Genomic DNA, 15,195 nt, shown 5'->3' on the forward strand with positions numbered 1-15,195 from the left:
TTTTTAGTAGAAATAAGGCACTGTATGTCCGATGTGCATGTAGTGAGCAGCTAATGGTCTTGCGGACATCAGGTGCGTTATTAGGGTGGAAATCGCTTGAATGGCGGGTGGAGCGGACATGAGATGCGTTATGTTACTACATTCTGGCTTGGATTGGCCGTTTTTTGGAGAATAAGGTATCCCATGTCCGAGAGAAGCGATCAACCAGTGTTTTTAGTAGAAATAAGGCACTGTATGTCCGTTGTGCGTCTCCCCAACGAACAGTGGTTCTTTAGTTCTTGCACCCACTAAGGTCTACCTGGTTAGTTCATGCTTCTCCACAAGATAATCTAGCAACGCTTCACAAGATCTACGAATAATACGGTAGGTTTCTAAGAAAGCTTCATCTCCTAAACTCCAAGGATCAGGAACGTCGCTTCCTTTTATTTCAGGATCAAAATCTCTCATGAGAACGAGTTCTCCACTGGTTGAGCCCAGTTTCTCAATATTACGGCGGTTGGAGCTGTCCATAGCGATAATATAATCCCATTCGATCAAATCCCCAGATCTAAATTGTCTCGCTCGTTGATCTTCAATGGAGAAGCCGTGCTTTAACGCGACTCGTCTGGATCCGGGATCAGGAAGTTTTCCCACGTGATAAGCAGCGGTTCCTGCGGAATCAATCTGAAACTGTTGTTCAAGTCCTCTTTCTTTAACTAGCTCCCGAAAGACTCCCTCTCCTAATGGAGAACGACAGATATTTCCTAGACAAACGAATATGACTTTAATCACAAACAATCGCCTCCTTTTTTGATAATATAACAAAGATAGCAAGAAAAAAGTATACATTAGCGAAGAAAGGAGAAGTTAGGAAAAAAAAGATTTATTAGGTAGAGCAGTCATGTTAGACAGAGCAGGGAACTATTTGCTATACTGTTCTATGGAATGTGATGGTATTAACATTTTTTTGAGGTAATGGAGGGAAAAGCAACATGGCTGAATTGTACTCCAATAATTACCTGATTGTCGCCATATTTTTATTCCTGGGGTTAGCCCTTCCGGTTGGAGCGTTGACTGCGGGGCGTTTTTTGCGTCCACATAACCCGCATGATGCCAAGCGGACCACGTATGAGAGCGGGATAGATCCCATTGGAGGCAGTTGGGTACAGTTCAATGTAAAATACTATATGTATGCTCTTTTATTCGTAGTATTTGATGTTGAAACGATCTTTTTATATCCTTGGGCGGTAGCATATGAGCACTTAGGACTTTTTGCCCTAGTTGAGATGCTTATCTTTGTTGTGCTATTGCTTATCGGTTTAATCTATGCCTGGAAAAAGAAGGTGTTAGAATGGAACTAAATTTAGAAGGCATCACCCCGGAGGAACAGCAAGAGCTGGATCGTAACGTATTCGTGACTTCCCTAGAGCAAGTGAAGGCGTGGTCTCGGAGTAATTCATTATGGCCCCTCGGTTTTGGTCTGGCCTGCTGTGCAATCGAAATGATGGCAACTGGCGGTGCCCACTATGACTTCGACCGTTTTGGGGTTATTTTCCGTGCCTCACCTCGTCATTCAGATTTGATGATCGTAGCAGGAACCGTAACGAAAAAGATGGCACCTGCGTTGCGACGCCTATATGATCAAATGCCAGAACCAAAGTACGTGATCGCCATGGGTGTCTGTGCGACGGCGGGTGGACCGTATGTGAACTCTTACTCTGTCGTAAAAGGGGTCGATCAGATTGTACCGGTAGATGTGTACATTCCTGGCTGTCCTCCGAATCCAGCTGCTCTTATCTATGGGGTGAATAAGCTCCAAGAGAAGATTCGCTGGGAAGCGAAGACTGGGAGGAAGGTGACCAGTCGATGAGTACACCTGAAGATAAAAAGGCAGCCGCCGCCAAAGCGAAAGAAGAAGCTCTTCGAAAGATTAGGGAACAGCAAGCACAAGTCGAGGCTAAAGCAAATGAACAAGCTTCTGCTCCAGCTGAGAAGCCTTTCAGTGAGATGACAGAAGAAGAGAAGAAAGAAGCAAAAGCCAAGGCGATTGCGGAAGCGAAGGCGAAGGCTGCGGCGAAGCTAAAGGGCGAGGAACCAGCACCGGCAGCTCCAGCAGCTGAGAAGCCTTTCAGCGAGATGACGGACGAAGAGAAAAAAGAAGCAAAAGCGAAGGCGATTGCGGAAGCGAAGGCAAAAGCGGCAGCAAAGCTAAAGGGCGAGGAACCAGCACCGGCAGCTCCAACGGCAGAGAAGCCGTTTAGTGAGATGACGGATGAAGAGAAAAAAGCGGCGAAAGCAAAAGCGATTGCGGAAGCCAAGGCAAAAGCGGCGGCAAAGCTAAAGGACGAGGAACCAGCACCGGCAGCTCCTGCGGCAGAGAAGCCGTTTAGTGAGATGACGGATGAAGAAAAGAAAGCGGCGAAAGCAGCTGCCATTGCGGCGGCGAAGGCNGAAAAAAGCGGCGAAAGCAAAAGCGATTGCGGAAGCCAAGGCAAAAGCGGCGGCAAAGCTAAAGGACGAGGAACCAGCACCGGCAGCTCCTGCGGCAGAGAAGCCGTTTAGTGAGATGACGGATGAAGAAAAGAAAGCGGCGAAAGCAGCTGCCATTGCGGCGGCGAAGGCGAAGGCCCAAGCCAAACTGCAAGGGGATGCTGCTGCAGCACCAGCTGTTCCGGATAAGCCGCTTAGCGAGATGACGGAAGAAGAGAAGAAGGCGGCCAAGGCTGCCGCGATTGCCGCAGCGAAGGCGAAAGCAGCTGCTGCAGTAAAAGCTAAGGAAGGTGGAGCAGCGCCAGCCGGAGATGATGAGAAGGCGAAAGCGATTGCAGCAGCGAAAGCAAAAGCAGCCGCCGCGGCAGCCGCGAAATCGAAGGCAGCAGGAGCAGAAAAGGCAGAAGAGCCAGCTGCGCCGAAGGAGCCCTCTCCGAAGCAGCCTGTGCTAGACAAAATCGTGAAGGTCATTACGCAAGAGCTAGGATCCGATGTGGTGGAGGAATCCTACATCAAGGAAAACAGCAAGCATATGCCGACGATTGTGGTAAAACGAGAAAAGTGGTTAGAAACCGCTACCCTTCTAAAGAATCATTCGGAATTATCGTTTGATTATGTTTCGAATTTATTAGGTGTTGATTATAAGACTCATATGGAGTCCGTGACTTATCTCTATTCTTATCCGAATAAGCATTCCCTTGCCGTTCGGGTGAAAACAAAAGACAGAGAGGATACCACAATAGCTTCCATAGCAAACCTGTGGGCAGGTGCCAACTGGCATGAGCGTGAAAGCTACGATCTACTAGGCATCGTCTACGAAGGTCATCCGGATATGCGCCGGATCATGCTAACAGATGATTGGGTCGGGCATCCTCTTCGCAAAGACTATGAGCAATATGACGAGGAGGTGTAATCGTCATGACCTTGAAAACAGAAGAATTGACGCTAAACGTAGGACCTCAGCATCCCAGTACGCACGGGGTATTGCGATTGGTCGTTACGTTGGACGGGGAAACGATTAAACATGTTGACCCGGTTGTTGGCTATCTTCACCGTGGAACGGAAAAGCTGGCTGAAGACTTAAACTATACACAAATTATCCCTTATACGGATCGTATGGACTATCTAGCGGCCATGACGAATAACTATAATCTCGTTCATTGTGTCGAGACGGCCATGGGATTAGAGATTCCTGAGCGTGCAGAATACATGCGAATTATCGTGATGGAACTGCAGCGTATTGCCAGCCACTTGGTTTGGTTCGGAACGTATCTATTAGATATTGGAGCGATGAGCCCATTCTTGTATGCTTTCCGTGATCGAGAAGCAATTCTTGGCATGTTCAATGAGCTCTGTGGAGCCCGTCTAACCTACAACTACATGCGTGTAGGAGGAATGAAGTGGGATGCTCCTCCAGGCTGGATTGAGAAAGTAAGAGATTTTGTCCCTTACTTCAAGAAGGAATTAGAAGGCTATCATCAGTTGGTATCCGGCAACGAAATCTTCCTTCAGCGTGTCCGTGGGGTTGGGCAATACACAGCAGAGCAAGCGATCAATTATGGCCTTAGTGGTGTAAACCTTAGATGCACAGGGGTAAAATGGGATCTAAGACGCGATGAGCCGTATTCGATCTATGATCGCTTTGAATTTGATGTACCTACCGTGACGGAAGGGGATTGCTATGCCCGTTACGTTCTGCGTATGGAAGAGATGAAACAATCGATTCGGATCGTGGAGCAAGCGGTCGCTCAGATCCCGAGTGAAGGCGAGATTATGGCCAAGGTGCCGAGAGTGATTCGTCCTCCAGCAGGGGAGTGCTTTACACGTATTGAAGCGCCACGCGGAGAAATTGGAACGTATATCTACAGCGAAGGAAAAGATAAGCCTTACCGCTTGAAATTCCGTCGCCCATCGTTTGTCAATCTTTCAATCCTTCCCGAAATCCTGGTTGGTGAGAATATGGCGAACATGATTGCCATCCTCGGTAGCATTGATATTGTACTTGGGGAGGTTGACGCCTAATGACTGAGTTTTTGCAACAGCCCTTAAGTTGGATCAATGGATCGATTTTCGTCCTTTCTGCTGTAGCTTTATTAGGGATTGTACTGGGGTTTGTAACCTATGCCATCTATTTTGAGCGAAAAGTCATTGGTTGGATTCAGTTGCGGATCGGTCCGAACCGTGTAGGTCCCCTTGGACTCTTGCAAACGGTCGCTGACGTTCTGAAGCTTTTACTGAAAGAAGATATCATACCGAAGCTAGCTGACCGTCCACTGTTTCTCTTAGCACCGCTTATTGCGTTCGTACCAGCTTTTGCTGTGCTTGCCGTCATTCCATTTACCGAAACCCTGCACTTTGCAGATCTAGGGATTGGATTGCTTTACTACATTGCGATAGCGGGTATTACAACCCTTGGTGTTATCACAGGGGGATGGGCGTCGAACAATAAGTACTCTCTAATGGGGAGTATGCGTTCTGCCGCACAGATGATCAGTTATGAGATTCCATTAATTATGTCTCTTGTGGGCGTTATTTTATGGACAGGAAGCTTAAATTTAATTGATATCGTCAATAAGCAAGCAGAAATGAACATGTGGTTTATCATTCCACAGTTCCTTGGATTCGTGATTTTCATCATCGCGTCCTTAGCGGAATTGAACAGAACTCCTTTCGACTTGTCGGAAGCGGAGTCTGAGTTGGTATCCGGTTATATGACCGAGTACTCTGGGTTCCGTTATGCCTTCTTCATGCTCGCAGAGTATGTTTATGTATTCGGAATGGCAAGCTTAACGACTGTTGTTTTCTTAGGAGGTTGGTTGCCTCCATTTGAATTCTTAGGATTTATCCCTGGAATTGTCTGGTTTATCTTGAAGTTTAGTGCGGTTGTGTTCTTCTTGTTCTGGCTGCGTGCAACGATGCCTCGTTTAAGAGTGGATCAATTGATGCAGTTTGGATGGAAGGTTCTCTTGCCTTTAGCGCTGTTGAACATCTTCTTGACCGCCTTGATGAAAGAATTTTTACGTTAAAAGAAACTTCCTAGTGAAGGGGTGAAAACATGCTAGGTTTCGCCAAAGGGTTGACCTATACGCTTAAGCAGTTAACTCAGAAAAAGGTAACCTCTCGTTATCCCGATGAGCCTGTAATCATGCCTGACCGATTTCGCGGGATTCAGCACTTTGATCCGGAGAAGTGCATCGTCTGTAACCAGTGTGCACGGATCTGTCCAACGAACTGCATCCAGTTAACAGGTAAGGCTTCGACCGACCCGAATAAAAAGGGGAAAGTCATCGATACGTACGATATTAACTTTGAAATCTGTATTCTGTGTGATTTATGTACAGAGGTATGTCCTACAGAAGCCATTGTCATGACAAATAACTTCGAATTGGCTACATTTAGCCGTGATGAGTTGTTTAAAGATCTACAGTGGCTTCACGGAAACGATACCAATGTCAGAAAGGATCAGGGGACTTAAGTATGAGCGGAGAATTTATAGCTTTCTTTATCTTATCCCTTTTGACGATTGGTGGAGCCGTGTTCATGATCAGCTTTACCCGCGTGGTGCATCAGGTTGTGGCCTTGGCTTTTACCTTTTTAAGTATTGCAGGGCTCTATATCCTGCTTGAAGCAGAGTTCGTTGCCGTAACTCAGATCTTGGTTTACTCTGGGGCAATTTCGGTACTTATGTTGTTTGGGATCATGCTTACGAAACATAACGAACAGGAAACAGAAAAACGTAGAGGATTTAAGTTTTTTGTTTTCCTCGTCGTAGCTGGATTTTTTGCCTTAATGTTTGCGGGAATTCAATCCATGAACATCCCAGGTGAGGTTGCAAACTACTCTACTACCAATAACGTGAAGGAAATTGGGATTCTGATGTTTTCTCAGTACGTTATTCCTTTCGAAACGGTATCGGTCTTGCTTCTTGTAGCGCTAGTAGGGTCCATTATTCTGGCGAAAAGGGAGACTGGAGACGAATGAGTGTACCTTTAGCTTCTTACCTTTTAGTAGCGTTAATTTTGTTCTGTGTCGGCTTATTTGGAGCCTTAACGAAGCGCAATGCCGTCGTTGTGCTCTTATCTATTGAATTGATGTTAAATGCGGTAAATATTAATCTAGTCGCCTTCTCGAAGTACGGTGTGATGCCGAACTTAACAGGGCAAATCTTCTCCCTATTTAGTATTACGCTGGCGGCTGCGGGAGCGGCGGTCGGAGTGGCAATCTTGATTGCCTTGTATCGCAACCGCGCTACGGTGAATGTTGACGAAATGGACTTATTAAAAAGATAGAGGGTGAAATCAAATGATGTCTAACGCATGGCTGATTCCTCTCTTTCCCCTCCTGTCCTTCCTCGTCCTGTTGGCTTTCGGCCGCCAGTTGAAGGAAGGTTCGGCCTACGTCGGGATTGTAACGACACTGGCTGCGTTCGTGGTCTCCTTGGGAGCGTTCTTTGAGCGTTTTGCGTCGGGAGCAGAGGATTATAATTTTACGTTCCAGTGGTTGACCCTTGGTGACAAGGCCATCGATATGGGATTCGTGGTGAATCCACTGAATGCGATGATGCTTGTGATTGTTACCTTTGTCAGTCTCTTGGTTCATATCTATTCCAAAGGGTATATGCACGGAGATGAGCGTTTCCCTGTTTTCTATTCCTACTTGGCATTGTTTACATTTTCTATGCTTGGTTTGGTCATCTCCCCGAATTTGTTGCAAGTCTATATCTTCTGGGAATTGGTAGGGGTATGTTCCTTCTTGCTCGTTGGATTCTACTTCTTCAAACCAGAAGCGAGAGCGGCAGCGAAAAAGGCCTTTATCGTTACCCGTATCGGGGATGTGGGTCTCTTTATCGGGATTGCTCTCATCTTCTGGTACACAGGAAGCTTTAACTTCGGTGAAATATTTGCCGCCATTCAAAATGGGGTCATGGAGTCTTGGCAGCTTACCTTGATTGGGATCCTGATCTTTATCGGGGCTGTAGGTAAATCCGGTCAGTTCCCACTACACACTTGGTTGCCGGATGCGATGGAAGGTCCAACACCTGTTTCTGCGTTAATTCACGCGGCGACGATGGTTGCGGCAGGGGTTTACCTTGTGGCGACGATGTTTCCGCTCTATCAGGCTTCGGCAGATGCAAGCTTGGTTGTTGCTTATATCGGAGGAATAACGGCGATCTTCGCGGCTTCCATCGGTTTAACCCAGCGTGACATTAAGCGAGTATTAGCCTACTCTACGGTCAGCCAATTGGGTTACATGATGCTCGCTCTAGGTATGGCATCTGTTGCCGGTTATGTAGCGGGTACGTTTCACTTAATGACACACGCCTTTTTTAAAGCATTGCTGTTCTTGGCAGCGGGTAGTGTGATTCATGCCGTTCATACGCAGGATATTTTTGAGATGGGCGGATTATTTAGCAAGATGAAAGTAACCGGAACGGTATTCTTGATCGGATGTTTAGCGATCGCGGGGATCTTCCCTTTCGCAGGCTACTGGTCTAAGGAAGAAATTCTAGGTGCTGTCTACAATGAAGGGCACTATGGTTTGTTTGTCATAGCTTTAACAGCGGCATTCTTCACCGCGTTCTATATGTTCCGTTTATTCTTCGTGACATTCACGGGGAAAGCGCAGAATTCTCATGCGCATGAGTCTCCGCTAGTGATGACGGTGCCGATGATTCTCTTAGCGGTTCTAGCTGTAGCCGCTGGTTGGATTAATACTCCTGGTAATCCGGTGCTAGGTCACTGGTTAACCGAAGGAATGGCTGGAGCGGGCGAAGCGCACCATGCTCCGGGTTGGCTCGCCATTGTGGCAACTCTGGTATCCCTTCTAGGGATTGGATTGGCTTACTTGATGTATACGAAGAAATCGATCTCTCGTGATATGATTGCAGGTCCACTTCCATGGCTGTATCAGATCTCTTATGGGAAGTATTTCATTGATGAACTTTATGATTTAGTGTTTGTTCGTCCACTGCGTGTGATCGGAAACTTCTTAACAGCTGTTGATGTTTACATTGTGGATGGTCTCGTACGCTTGGCCGGCGCTTTTACCAAGGAGCTCGGACATGCCGGTGCCCGCGTACAGAACGGTCAAGTTCAAACCTATGGAGCAATTGCCTTCCTCGGAATCGTACTGCTCGTTGTTGGCTTGACGTTGGTAAGGGGGTATTTAGGTTAGATGGATTCCATATTACTATCACTTATCACCTTTTCTCCATTGCTTGGATTGATCTTGCTAGCCTTTATCCCTCGTGCGCAAGCTGGAACGATTAAGTTAATTGGGATTCTAGGGGCTACGCTGCCATTAGTCTTATCCTTTGTGATGTATGCTGGGTTTAGTTTTAATCAAGCTGGGCTGCAATTCCATGAGCAGGTCAAATGGTTCTCGATCCCGGCGGATCAAGTGGAATTCCCGATCTTTTATGAGATGGGGGTAGACGGCTTGTCTATGCCGCTTGTCATGCTAGCAGCCTTAATTGGATTCTTCGCTGCTGTTGCAGGGGCAATCTTTATTAAGAAGCGCTGGAAGGAATTTTATATCCTGTTCTTGATTATGCTGATTGGGATGATAGGCGTATTCGCATCACAAAACTTGTTTTTGTTCTTCATTTTCTTCGAGTTTACGTTAATTCCTATGTTCTTCATTATGGGGATCTGGGGTTACATGGAGAGAGAGCAAGCGGCGTTTAAGTTCTTGCTTTACAACGGCGTTGGTTCGGCCATTATGTTGATCGTGTTCGTTGCGATCTTCATGAATGTATGGACATTGAGCTTTACGGAAATTACGGATGCCTTTACGAATCCGATGTCTCCATATAATGTCTCCGAAGCGCCAGGCTATATTGATCCGACCCTTCGCTACGGATTGTTCTTAGCATTGCTCACCGCTTTTGCTATTAAGATGCCTATCGCTCCTCTTCATACGTGGATGGTGAAGGCCTATCAAGAATCTCCAGCACCAGCTGTTTTAGTTTCTTCTGGTGTTCTTATTAAAATTGGTGCTTACGGTTTGCTTCGTTTTAATGTGGGATTCTTCCCAGAGGTTGCGGTTGATCTAGCTACTGTGTTGGCTGTTCTAGGTGTAATAAACATTATCTATGGTGCTCTGCTTGCCCTCGTGCAAAAGAGTCTCAAGTTGGTTCTGGCTTACTCTAGCTTGAGTCACATGGGAATCGTGTTATTAGGGATTGCTTCGATGAACACGGTTGGGTTCCAAGGAGCGATCTTCCAAATGGTTTCTCATGGTATGGTTGCGGCACTGCTGTTCTTTATTGTGAGCATTATATTCGAGCGTACATCTACTACCGAACTGGCAGACTTAGGCGGATTGGCTAAATCTATGCCATTCATCGCAGGTATGTTCTTGGCTGCTGCCATGGCTTCGGCAGGACTACCGGGAATGTCTGGATTTATCAGTGAGTTTATGGCTTTCTTGGGATTGTTCGGTGAGATGCCGATCCTAGCTGCTATCGGAACGTTAGGGATTATCCTGACCGCTGTCTATCTCTTGCGTGCAGTGCTTGGAACGACGTATGGACCAATGCCTGAGCGCTGGGTGGGGTTAACGGATGCCCGTCCGTTGGAAGTCCTTCCGATGGTGTTGCTATTAGGTTTTATCTTGTTAATCGGTGTTTATCCAGCGGTCTTAAGCGAGCCGATGCAAGCCACATTACAAAACATTGTTCCGAAGATAGGAGGGTGAGCCGATGGAAAGCAGATGGGGTCCTTTAGCCCAATATGATTGGTCGGTCATGGCACCCGAATTCACCATCTTGATCTTGGCGACGCTACTTTCTCTGATCGATTTATTCGCTCCAAAGAAAATGGATCGCCGTTATCTAGCATGGCTCGGAATAGCAGGAAGCGTGTTGGCTGGCTGGTTTGTATTCCAAAATGTAGGGATTGGGGTCGTTGAGATCTTAGATGGTTCCTACCGTGTTGACGCTTATGGTAATATCTTTAAACTCATATTCTTAGGTGGTACGATTCTGACACTCTTAATGTCCACTAGTTACTTGGATAATAAAAAAGAGGTTCAGTACCACGGAGAGTTCTACTATCTGATTTTGACAGGTTTACTTGGAGCGATGATCATGTCCTCCTCCGCGGACTTGATTACATTGTTTGTAGGACTTGAGTTGCTCTCTATCTCTTCTTACATTCTAGTAGGAACAAGAAAGAACAACTTGCAAACAAACGAGTCAGCTTTCAAATACGTGGTTAGTGGATCTATTGCTTCCGCAACGACCTTGTATGGTTTCAGCTTCTTATATGGATTAACGGGAACAACGAATATCTTCTTAATGGGTGAATATTTAGGAGAGGCTTATGCAGCCGGAAACCAATTTATTATATACTTGGCTTTTGCCTTGACGTTGGTTGGTTTAAGCTTTAAGATCTCATCCGTTCCTTACCATATGTGGGCACCTGACGTGTATCAAGGAGCACCGACTCCGGTTACAGCTTTCTTGTCTGTAGTTTCGAAGGCAGCTGGATTCGCTTTAATCATTCGCGTCGTTATTACCGTGTTCCGCAATGTCGTAGATTACGAAAATGCACTCGGACCTAAGTCTGTGCTAATTGATGAAATTACATTTGTGGTGGGTGTACTCGCGGCGATTTCGATGATTGTGGGAAATACGTTGGCCTTACGCCAAACGAATATCAAGCGGATGATGGCCTATTCTTCCATCGCGCAAGCGGGCTATATCCTAGTCCCGTTCGCGACCATTACGTCTTTGATATTCGAACAAACGGTATTCTACCTAGTCGCTTACCTCCTCATGAACATGGGAGCCTTCGCGATTATCATGATCGTCACACGTGACCGTGAAACGGAGGATCTCGTGAGCTTTGCCGGACTTTATCACCGTTCACCATGGTTGGCTATTGCCATGACGATGTTCTTGCTCTCTCTTGCAGGAATTCCAATCTCAGCTGGATTCTTCGGGAAGTTCTACATCTTCATGAGCTCGCTGGTGGTGGGCAACTACTGGCTGGCGGGTATCATGGTGGCAACAAGTGTGGTTTCTTACTACTACTACTTCGGCATCATCAGACAGATGTACATGCGACCAGGCGCTACGGAAGAGCCTATCCGTATACCAGCTGCGATTGCGGTTATTGTGTTGATTGCCTTCATCGGTACAGTAGGAGTAGGATTAGTACCGGATACGTTGATGAACTTTATTCATAACAACTTCCCGTTCATTGAGATGATTCAGGCGGCGGGGTAGTAGGAAAAAGGATAGATGGTGCCTTGGGGTGCTGTTTATCCTTTTTTTTATAGGAGATTGTGGATGAGGTCGGCTCCGGCTTTCCTCGGTGTGGGGGAGGAGGTTAGTAGGAGAATCTTCCGTTATTTTTTGAAAAGTGGATAAAATGAGTGAAATAACGGAGCTTTTTTCGGGTATAGTCTAAAAAAGAAGGTCGAAACGTGGCTGAAGGCGATTTAACGGAAAAAAATCCGTCTATTTTGACCATTTTTTAAGAAAATGATGTAATAGACGGAAAATCTCCGGTTATTACCACAGGTACATCTAGTCTGCCTGAAACTTATATCCAAAGCCCCTCACTGTAATAATATATTGAGGGTGCGAGGGATCAATCTCAAGCTTCTTCCTAAGGTAACTCATATGCACCATGACCGTTCTAGTGTCTCCGTATTCATTGGGTCCCCAGATCTGGGAGTAGAGTTGATCTACACTAAATACCTGATTTGGATTCTTAGCCAAGAGAAGAAGCAATTGCATCTCTTTTGCAGAAAGGGTGATAGGTAAACTATTACGTCGAACTCCATAACTCTGAAGATCAATTTCCAGATCACCAAATCTTAATATATCACTATCTTTCTTATGGTAAGTTTGGCGGCGAAGAGTGGCTCGAACTTTAGCAAGCAAGACACTGGGATCAAAGGGTTTAGTAAGATAAGAGTCCCCACCAGCATCTAATCCGGTCACAATATCTTCGGATTCACTTTTGGAGCTAAGAAAGAGAATGGGGACAGAAGAGCAGCTGCGTATCTTTTTGCAGACATCTAATCCATTCATTTTGGGTAACAACACATCAAGGATAACGATATCCGGTGTCTCTATTGAAAAAAGGTTTAAGGCTTGTTCGCCATCTGTTGCTAGAACAACACGATAACCATAATTGCTTAAATATAAGCCAATTAATTCACGTAGTTCATCATCATCTTCTACTACAAGGACTAGGGGATTATCCATGTTGATCCTCCTTACGATCTAGAATTGGGAGCACAAAATAGAAGATACTGCCTTGATGGAGAGAACTCCAGACACCAATCTCACCATGATGGTATTCTACAATCTCCTTAGCTATGGCAAGTCCAAGACCAAGGCCACTTATACTATCCATTGATTCCCTCCGGTCACGATAATAGCGGTCAAAGACATAAGGAAGGGCTTCACTGCTGATACCAATTCCATTATCTGATACGGAGACTCTGATGCGATTGTTCTCAGCCTCGGAATAATCTAAGGATACCTTAATGGATCCTCCCTTCGGAGTATACTTAATGGCGTTAAAGATAAAATTTGAAAATACCTGTTCCATCCGAGTTTTATCTAATTCCACGTGTGCGGGAAAGCTAGTGCCTGTGATTGTAAAATCAGGATACAACTCGTTTTCAACCATATCAAACTCGTACTTATGATATAGATCCCGAATAAATTCCTGAATTTCAACCTTTTCTTCCTCCAATTTCACAGATCCAGATTCCAACTTAGCTAGGTCAAGAAGATCCTCAAATATCCGATTCATATATAGAGTTTTAGAGTAAATCATAGAAGAGTATTGCTTGTCATCTGACTTGATTACTCCGTCCATCATCGCTTTAGCGTAGCCTTGAATAGCCGAAAGAGGAGTCCTTAAGTCATGCGAGATGTTAGATAACAAGTTTTGACGAGAGCGGTGTAGCCGAATTAGTTCCTCATTGGCAAGCTCAAGATGAGCGTTAGATTGCTCGAGTGCTTTTGTACGTGCTTGAACTTTAGCTTCTAAGGTTTGATTCAGGATCATTAATTCTTCAGACAAGGATTCGACTTTATCAAAAGAAGCAGAAAAAGACCGCAGCAGGATAAGCGATTGAGCGAATAAGAACATAAACAGACCCAACGGGGCCCAATCGTCTCCACCAATAATGAGATTGTAATACAGTGTGTCGTGAATGACGGTAACGAAGAAGAAGGTGATCGCCAATAAATTAATAACCGATCCAGGCTTACGACGAATGGCTGATAGAATAAAGATGTACACGATATAAAGGAAATTGAGAATGATACAAAATTGAATAAACAGCATCCAGTGGGTATAGATTCTGGCTGGGGTCATAAGGATAAACAAACCAAATCCTATTCCCCAGATCAAAGTACCCAACCTAAAGCGATTTGCCATGGTCTCAGGAAACAATTCAAAAACATAGTAGACAAAGAGAGGAACTCCCCATACTAGGGATAAATACTCCATCTTGACTGCCCATTCCCAAGGCCAATCAGGGAACCATTGATTCCACAAGCTTTCGCCTGATACTAATATACGTATCGTAATGGATAGACAAAAAAGTCCAAAGAACAGAGCAGATTTTGCAGAGTTGCGAATAAAAAACAAACTTATATGATAAAGACCCATAAGAAACAGGGCTCCCACCAGAAAAATCTCGGCAGCAAGCTTTCGATCTCGAATTTTTAAGATATCTTTAGTCTGACCAAGAAGGATGGGCTTCCAGATGCCGCCTTTGCGCTGTGCAAAGTTAGAAACATGGAGGACAACTTCTACCTGTTCCTCACCATTGTCTAGGGGAACCATCGTGGGTAAGTTATAGGGCCGCATGTCTCCACTGATACTTCCTACCGTACCGCTCGAATGATAGAGCTCCCCATTTATCCATAATCGATATGCAGAAGCGATGCTTGGCATATATAAGGATTTAGGTTTTGTCAGGTCTTCTTCGCTAAATTTAATAATCAGCCTATAAGTTGCAAATCCCTCATTCCATACGGAAGGGACTTGGATATAGTCTTTGGGAAGGCTGTCGGATAAGGAATTAGGATCAAGAAGCCGCTCCCAATAAAACTCCCACTCTCCATTCAGTTCAACTATGCCATCTTGTTCAAAACTCCAGTTCCTCAAGTCAGCTACAGCCTTAACGGCATCAGTTGAACTTTCTGAGAACACCGGAGTTGAGATAAAGAGAAAAAGAGCGAGCATATAAAGAAAAGTACAGTTCCTCAGCATGCTGCCCTCCCCATTTCGAATAATGATTAATCTTATCATAACAAAAATTGACAGGAATTTACTATAGATAGTTTAAACATGAAGAACATTGTCGGTATTTTTGGATGACAAATTAATCCAATTTTAACCAAATTTAATATTAACGTGGTAAAATGCAACTGTAGGAACTTAGGGAAATAGTCACAAGATCTAAACAATCATGCCTACTAGTCATGAACTGGTTTATGAATAAAATACTAGTTGTACGGGAGGAATCGTATCATAATGACGACTGAGGACAGAATGATAGATTTGGATTGGTTAGCCCTCATCCAGGAAGCAAAAGAGATTGGACTAAGACCTGAGGAAATACGACGATTTTTATCGACAGGTGTGTTTCTTGCAGAAAGCGATAGGAAGAATGAACTGAAGATAATGTCATCGGTAAATCCCTAGTAAGGGATTTTTTTAGTGCGCTTGGCAGCGCACTATACTT

At 45.1% G+C, this 15,195-nt stretch carries 15 protein-coding genes; 12 read left to right on the forward strand and 3 right to left on the reverse strand.

What is annotated here, in order from left to right:
- Nucleotides 1-294: 294 nt before the first annotated feature.
- Nucleotides 295-771 carry a low molecular weight protein-tyrosine-phosphatase gene (locus tag EIZ39_RS25480; RefSeq protein WP_164985342.1) on the reverse strand — a complete coding sequence of 159 codons (477 nt, stop codon included), beginning with the start codon at nt 769-771 and terminating at the stop codon, nt 295-297.
- Between the two features lie 200 nt (nt 772-971).
- Between EIZ39_RS25480 and EIZ39_RS25485 the strand changes: the two genes are divergently transcribed.
- The 11 genes from EIZ39_RS25485 to nuoN all read left to right on the forward strand — a co-directional run bounded on the left by EIZ39_RS25485 (nt 972) and on the right by nuoN (nt 11,701).
- Nucleotides 972-1,340, forward strand: a complete 369-nt coding sequence (locus EIZ39_RS25485; RefSeq protein WP_129204274.1) for an NADH-quinone oxidoreductase subunit A — start codon at nt 972-974, stop codon at nt 1,338-1,340.
- The gene (locus EIZ39_RS25490) at nt 1,331-1,849 is read left to right on the forward strand and encodes a NuoB/complex I 20 kDa subunit family protein (protein ID WP_129204275.1); all 519 of its coding nucleotides are present in this window, start codon (nt 1,331-1,333) and stop codon (nt 1,847-1,849) included. Before EIZ39_RS25485 ends, EIZ39_RS25490 begins: the two co-directional genes overlap by 10 nt.
- A 1,152-nt stretch (nt 1,850-3,001) precedes the next feature.
- A complete protein-coding gene (locus EIZ39_RS27910) occupies nt 3,002-3,382 on the forward strand; it encodes an NADH-quinone oxidoreductase subunit C (protein WP_483296074.1) in 381 nt (126 codons plus the stop codon).
- A gap of 5 nt (nt 3,383-3,387) precedes the next feature.
- Nucleotides 3,388-4,491: an NADH-quinone oxidoreductase subunit D gene (locus tag EIZ39_RS25500; protein WP_129204277.1), complete on the forward strand. Its 1,104-nt coding sequence runs from the start codon at nt 3,388-3,390 to the stop codon at nt 4,489-4,491.
- Nucleotides 4,491-5,495, forward strand: coding sequence for an NADH-quinone oxidoreductase subunit NuoH (nuoH, locus tag EIZ39_RS25505; protein ID WP_129204279.1), 1,005 nt, complete (start codon nt 4,491-4,493; stop codon nt 5,493-5,495). The genes EIZ39_RS25500 and nuoH overlap by 1 nt, the downstream gene beginning before the upstream one ends.
- 29 nt (nt 5,496-5,524) lie before the next feature.
- Entirely contained in the window at nt 5,525-5,944 is a 420-nt protein-coding gene (nuoI, locus tag EIZ39_RS25510; protein ID WP_129204281.1) for an NADH-quinone oxidoreductase subunit NuoI, read from the forward strand.
- Between the two features lie 2 nt (nt 5,945-5,946).
- Nucleotides 5,947-6,450, forward strand: a complete 504-nt coding sequence (locus EIZ39_RS25515) for an NADH-quinone oxidoreductase subunit J (RefSeq protein ID WP_129204283.1) — start codon at nt 5,947-5,949, stop codon at nt 6,448-6,450.
- On the forward strand, nt 6,447-6,758 hold the full coding sequence (nuoK, locus tag EIZ39_RS25520) for an NADH-quinone oxidoreductase subunit NuoK (RefSeq protein WP_129204285.1): 312 nt from the start codon (nt 6,447-6,449) through the stop codon (nt 6,756-6,758). Before EIZ39_RS25515 ends, nuoK begins: the two co-directional genes overlap by 4 nt.
- Before the next feature lie 13 nt (nt 6,759-6,771).
- Nucleotides 6,772-8,643, forward strand: coding sequence for an NADH-quinone oxidoreductase subunit L (gene nuoL / locus EIZ39_RS25525; RefSeq protein ID WP_129204287.1), 1,872 nt, complete (start codon nt 6,772-6,774; stop codon nt 8,641-8,643).
- Nucleotides 8,644-10,167 carry a complex I subunit 4 family protein gene (locus EIZ39_RS25530; RefSeq protein ID WP_129204300.1) on the forward strand — a complete coding sequence of 508 codons (1,524 nt, stop codon included), beginning with the start codon at nt 8,644-8,646 and terminating at the stop codon, nt 10,165-10,167. It begins immediately after the preceding gene.
- A gap of 4 nt (nt 10,168-10,171) precedes the next feature.
- Nucleotides 10,172-11,701 carry an NADH-quinone oxidoreductase subunit NuoN gene (gene nuoN, locus EIZ39_RS25535; protein WP_129204301.1) on the forward strand — a complete coding sequence of 510 codons (1,530 nt, stop codon included), beginning with the start codon at nt 10,172-10,174 and terminating at the stop codon, nt 11,699-11,701.
- A 303-nt stretch (nt 11,702-12,004) separates the two neighbouring features.
- Here the strand turns inward: nuoN and EIZ39_RS25540 are convergent, their stop codons facing one another.
- Nucleotides 12,005-12,691, reverse strand: coding sequence for a response regulator transcription factor (locus tag EIZ39_RS25540; protein WP_129204302.1), 687 nt, complete (start codon nt 12,689-12,691; stop codon nt 12,005-12,007).
- On the reverse strand, nt 12,684-14,720 hold the full coding sequence (locus EIZ39_RS25545) for a sensor histidine kinase (RefSeq protein ID WP_164985343.1): 2,037 nt from the start codon (nt 14,718-14,720) through the stop codon (nt 12,684-12,686). The genes EIZ39_RS25540 and EIZ39_RS25545 overlap by 8 nt, the downstream gene beginning before the upstream one ends.
- A 264-nt stretch (nt 14,721-14,984) precedes the next feature.
- On the opposite strand from EIZ39_RS25545, the gene EIZ39_RS25550 reads away from it, so the two are divergent.
- Nucleotides 14,985-15,155 (forward strand): anti-repressor SinI family protein, encoded by a 171-nt coding sequence (locus EIZ39_RS25550; protein WP_129204304.1) that lies wholly within the window; start codon nt 14,985-14,987, stop codon nt 15,153-15,155.
- Nucleotides 15,156-15,195: the final 40 nt, after the last annotated feature.

The sequence above is a fragment of the Ammoniphilus sp. CFH 90114 genome (assembly GCF_004123195.1).
Taxonomy (GTDB): Bacteria; Bacillota; Bacilli; order Aneurinibacillales; family RAOX-1; genus YIM-78166.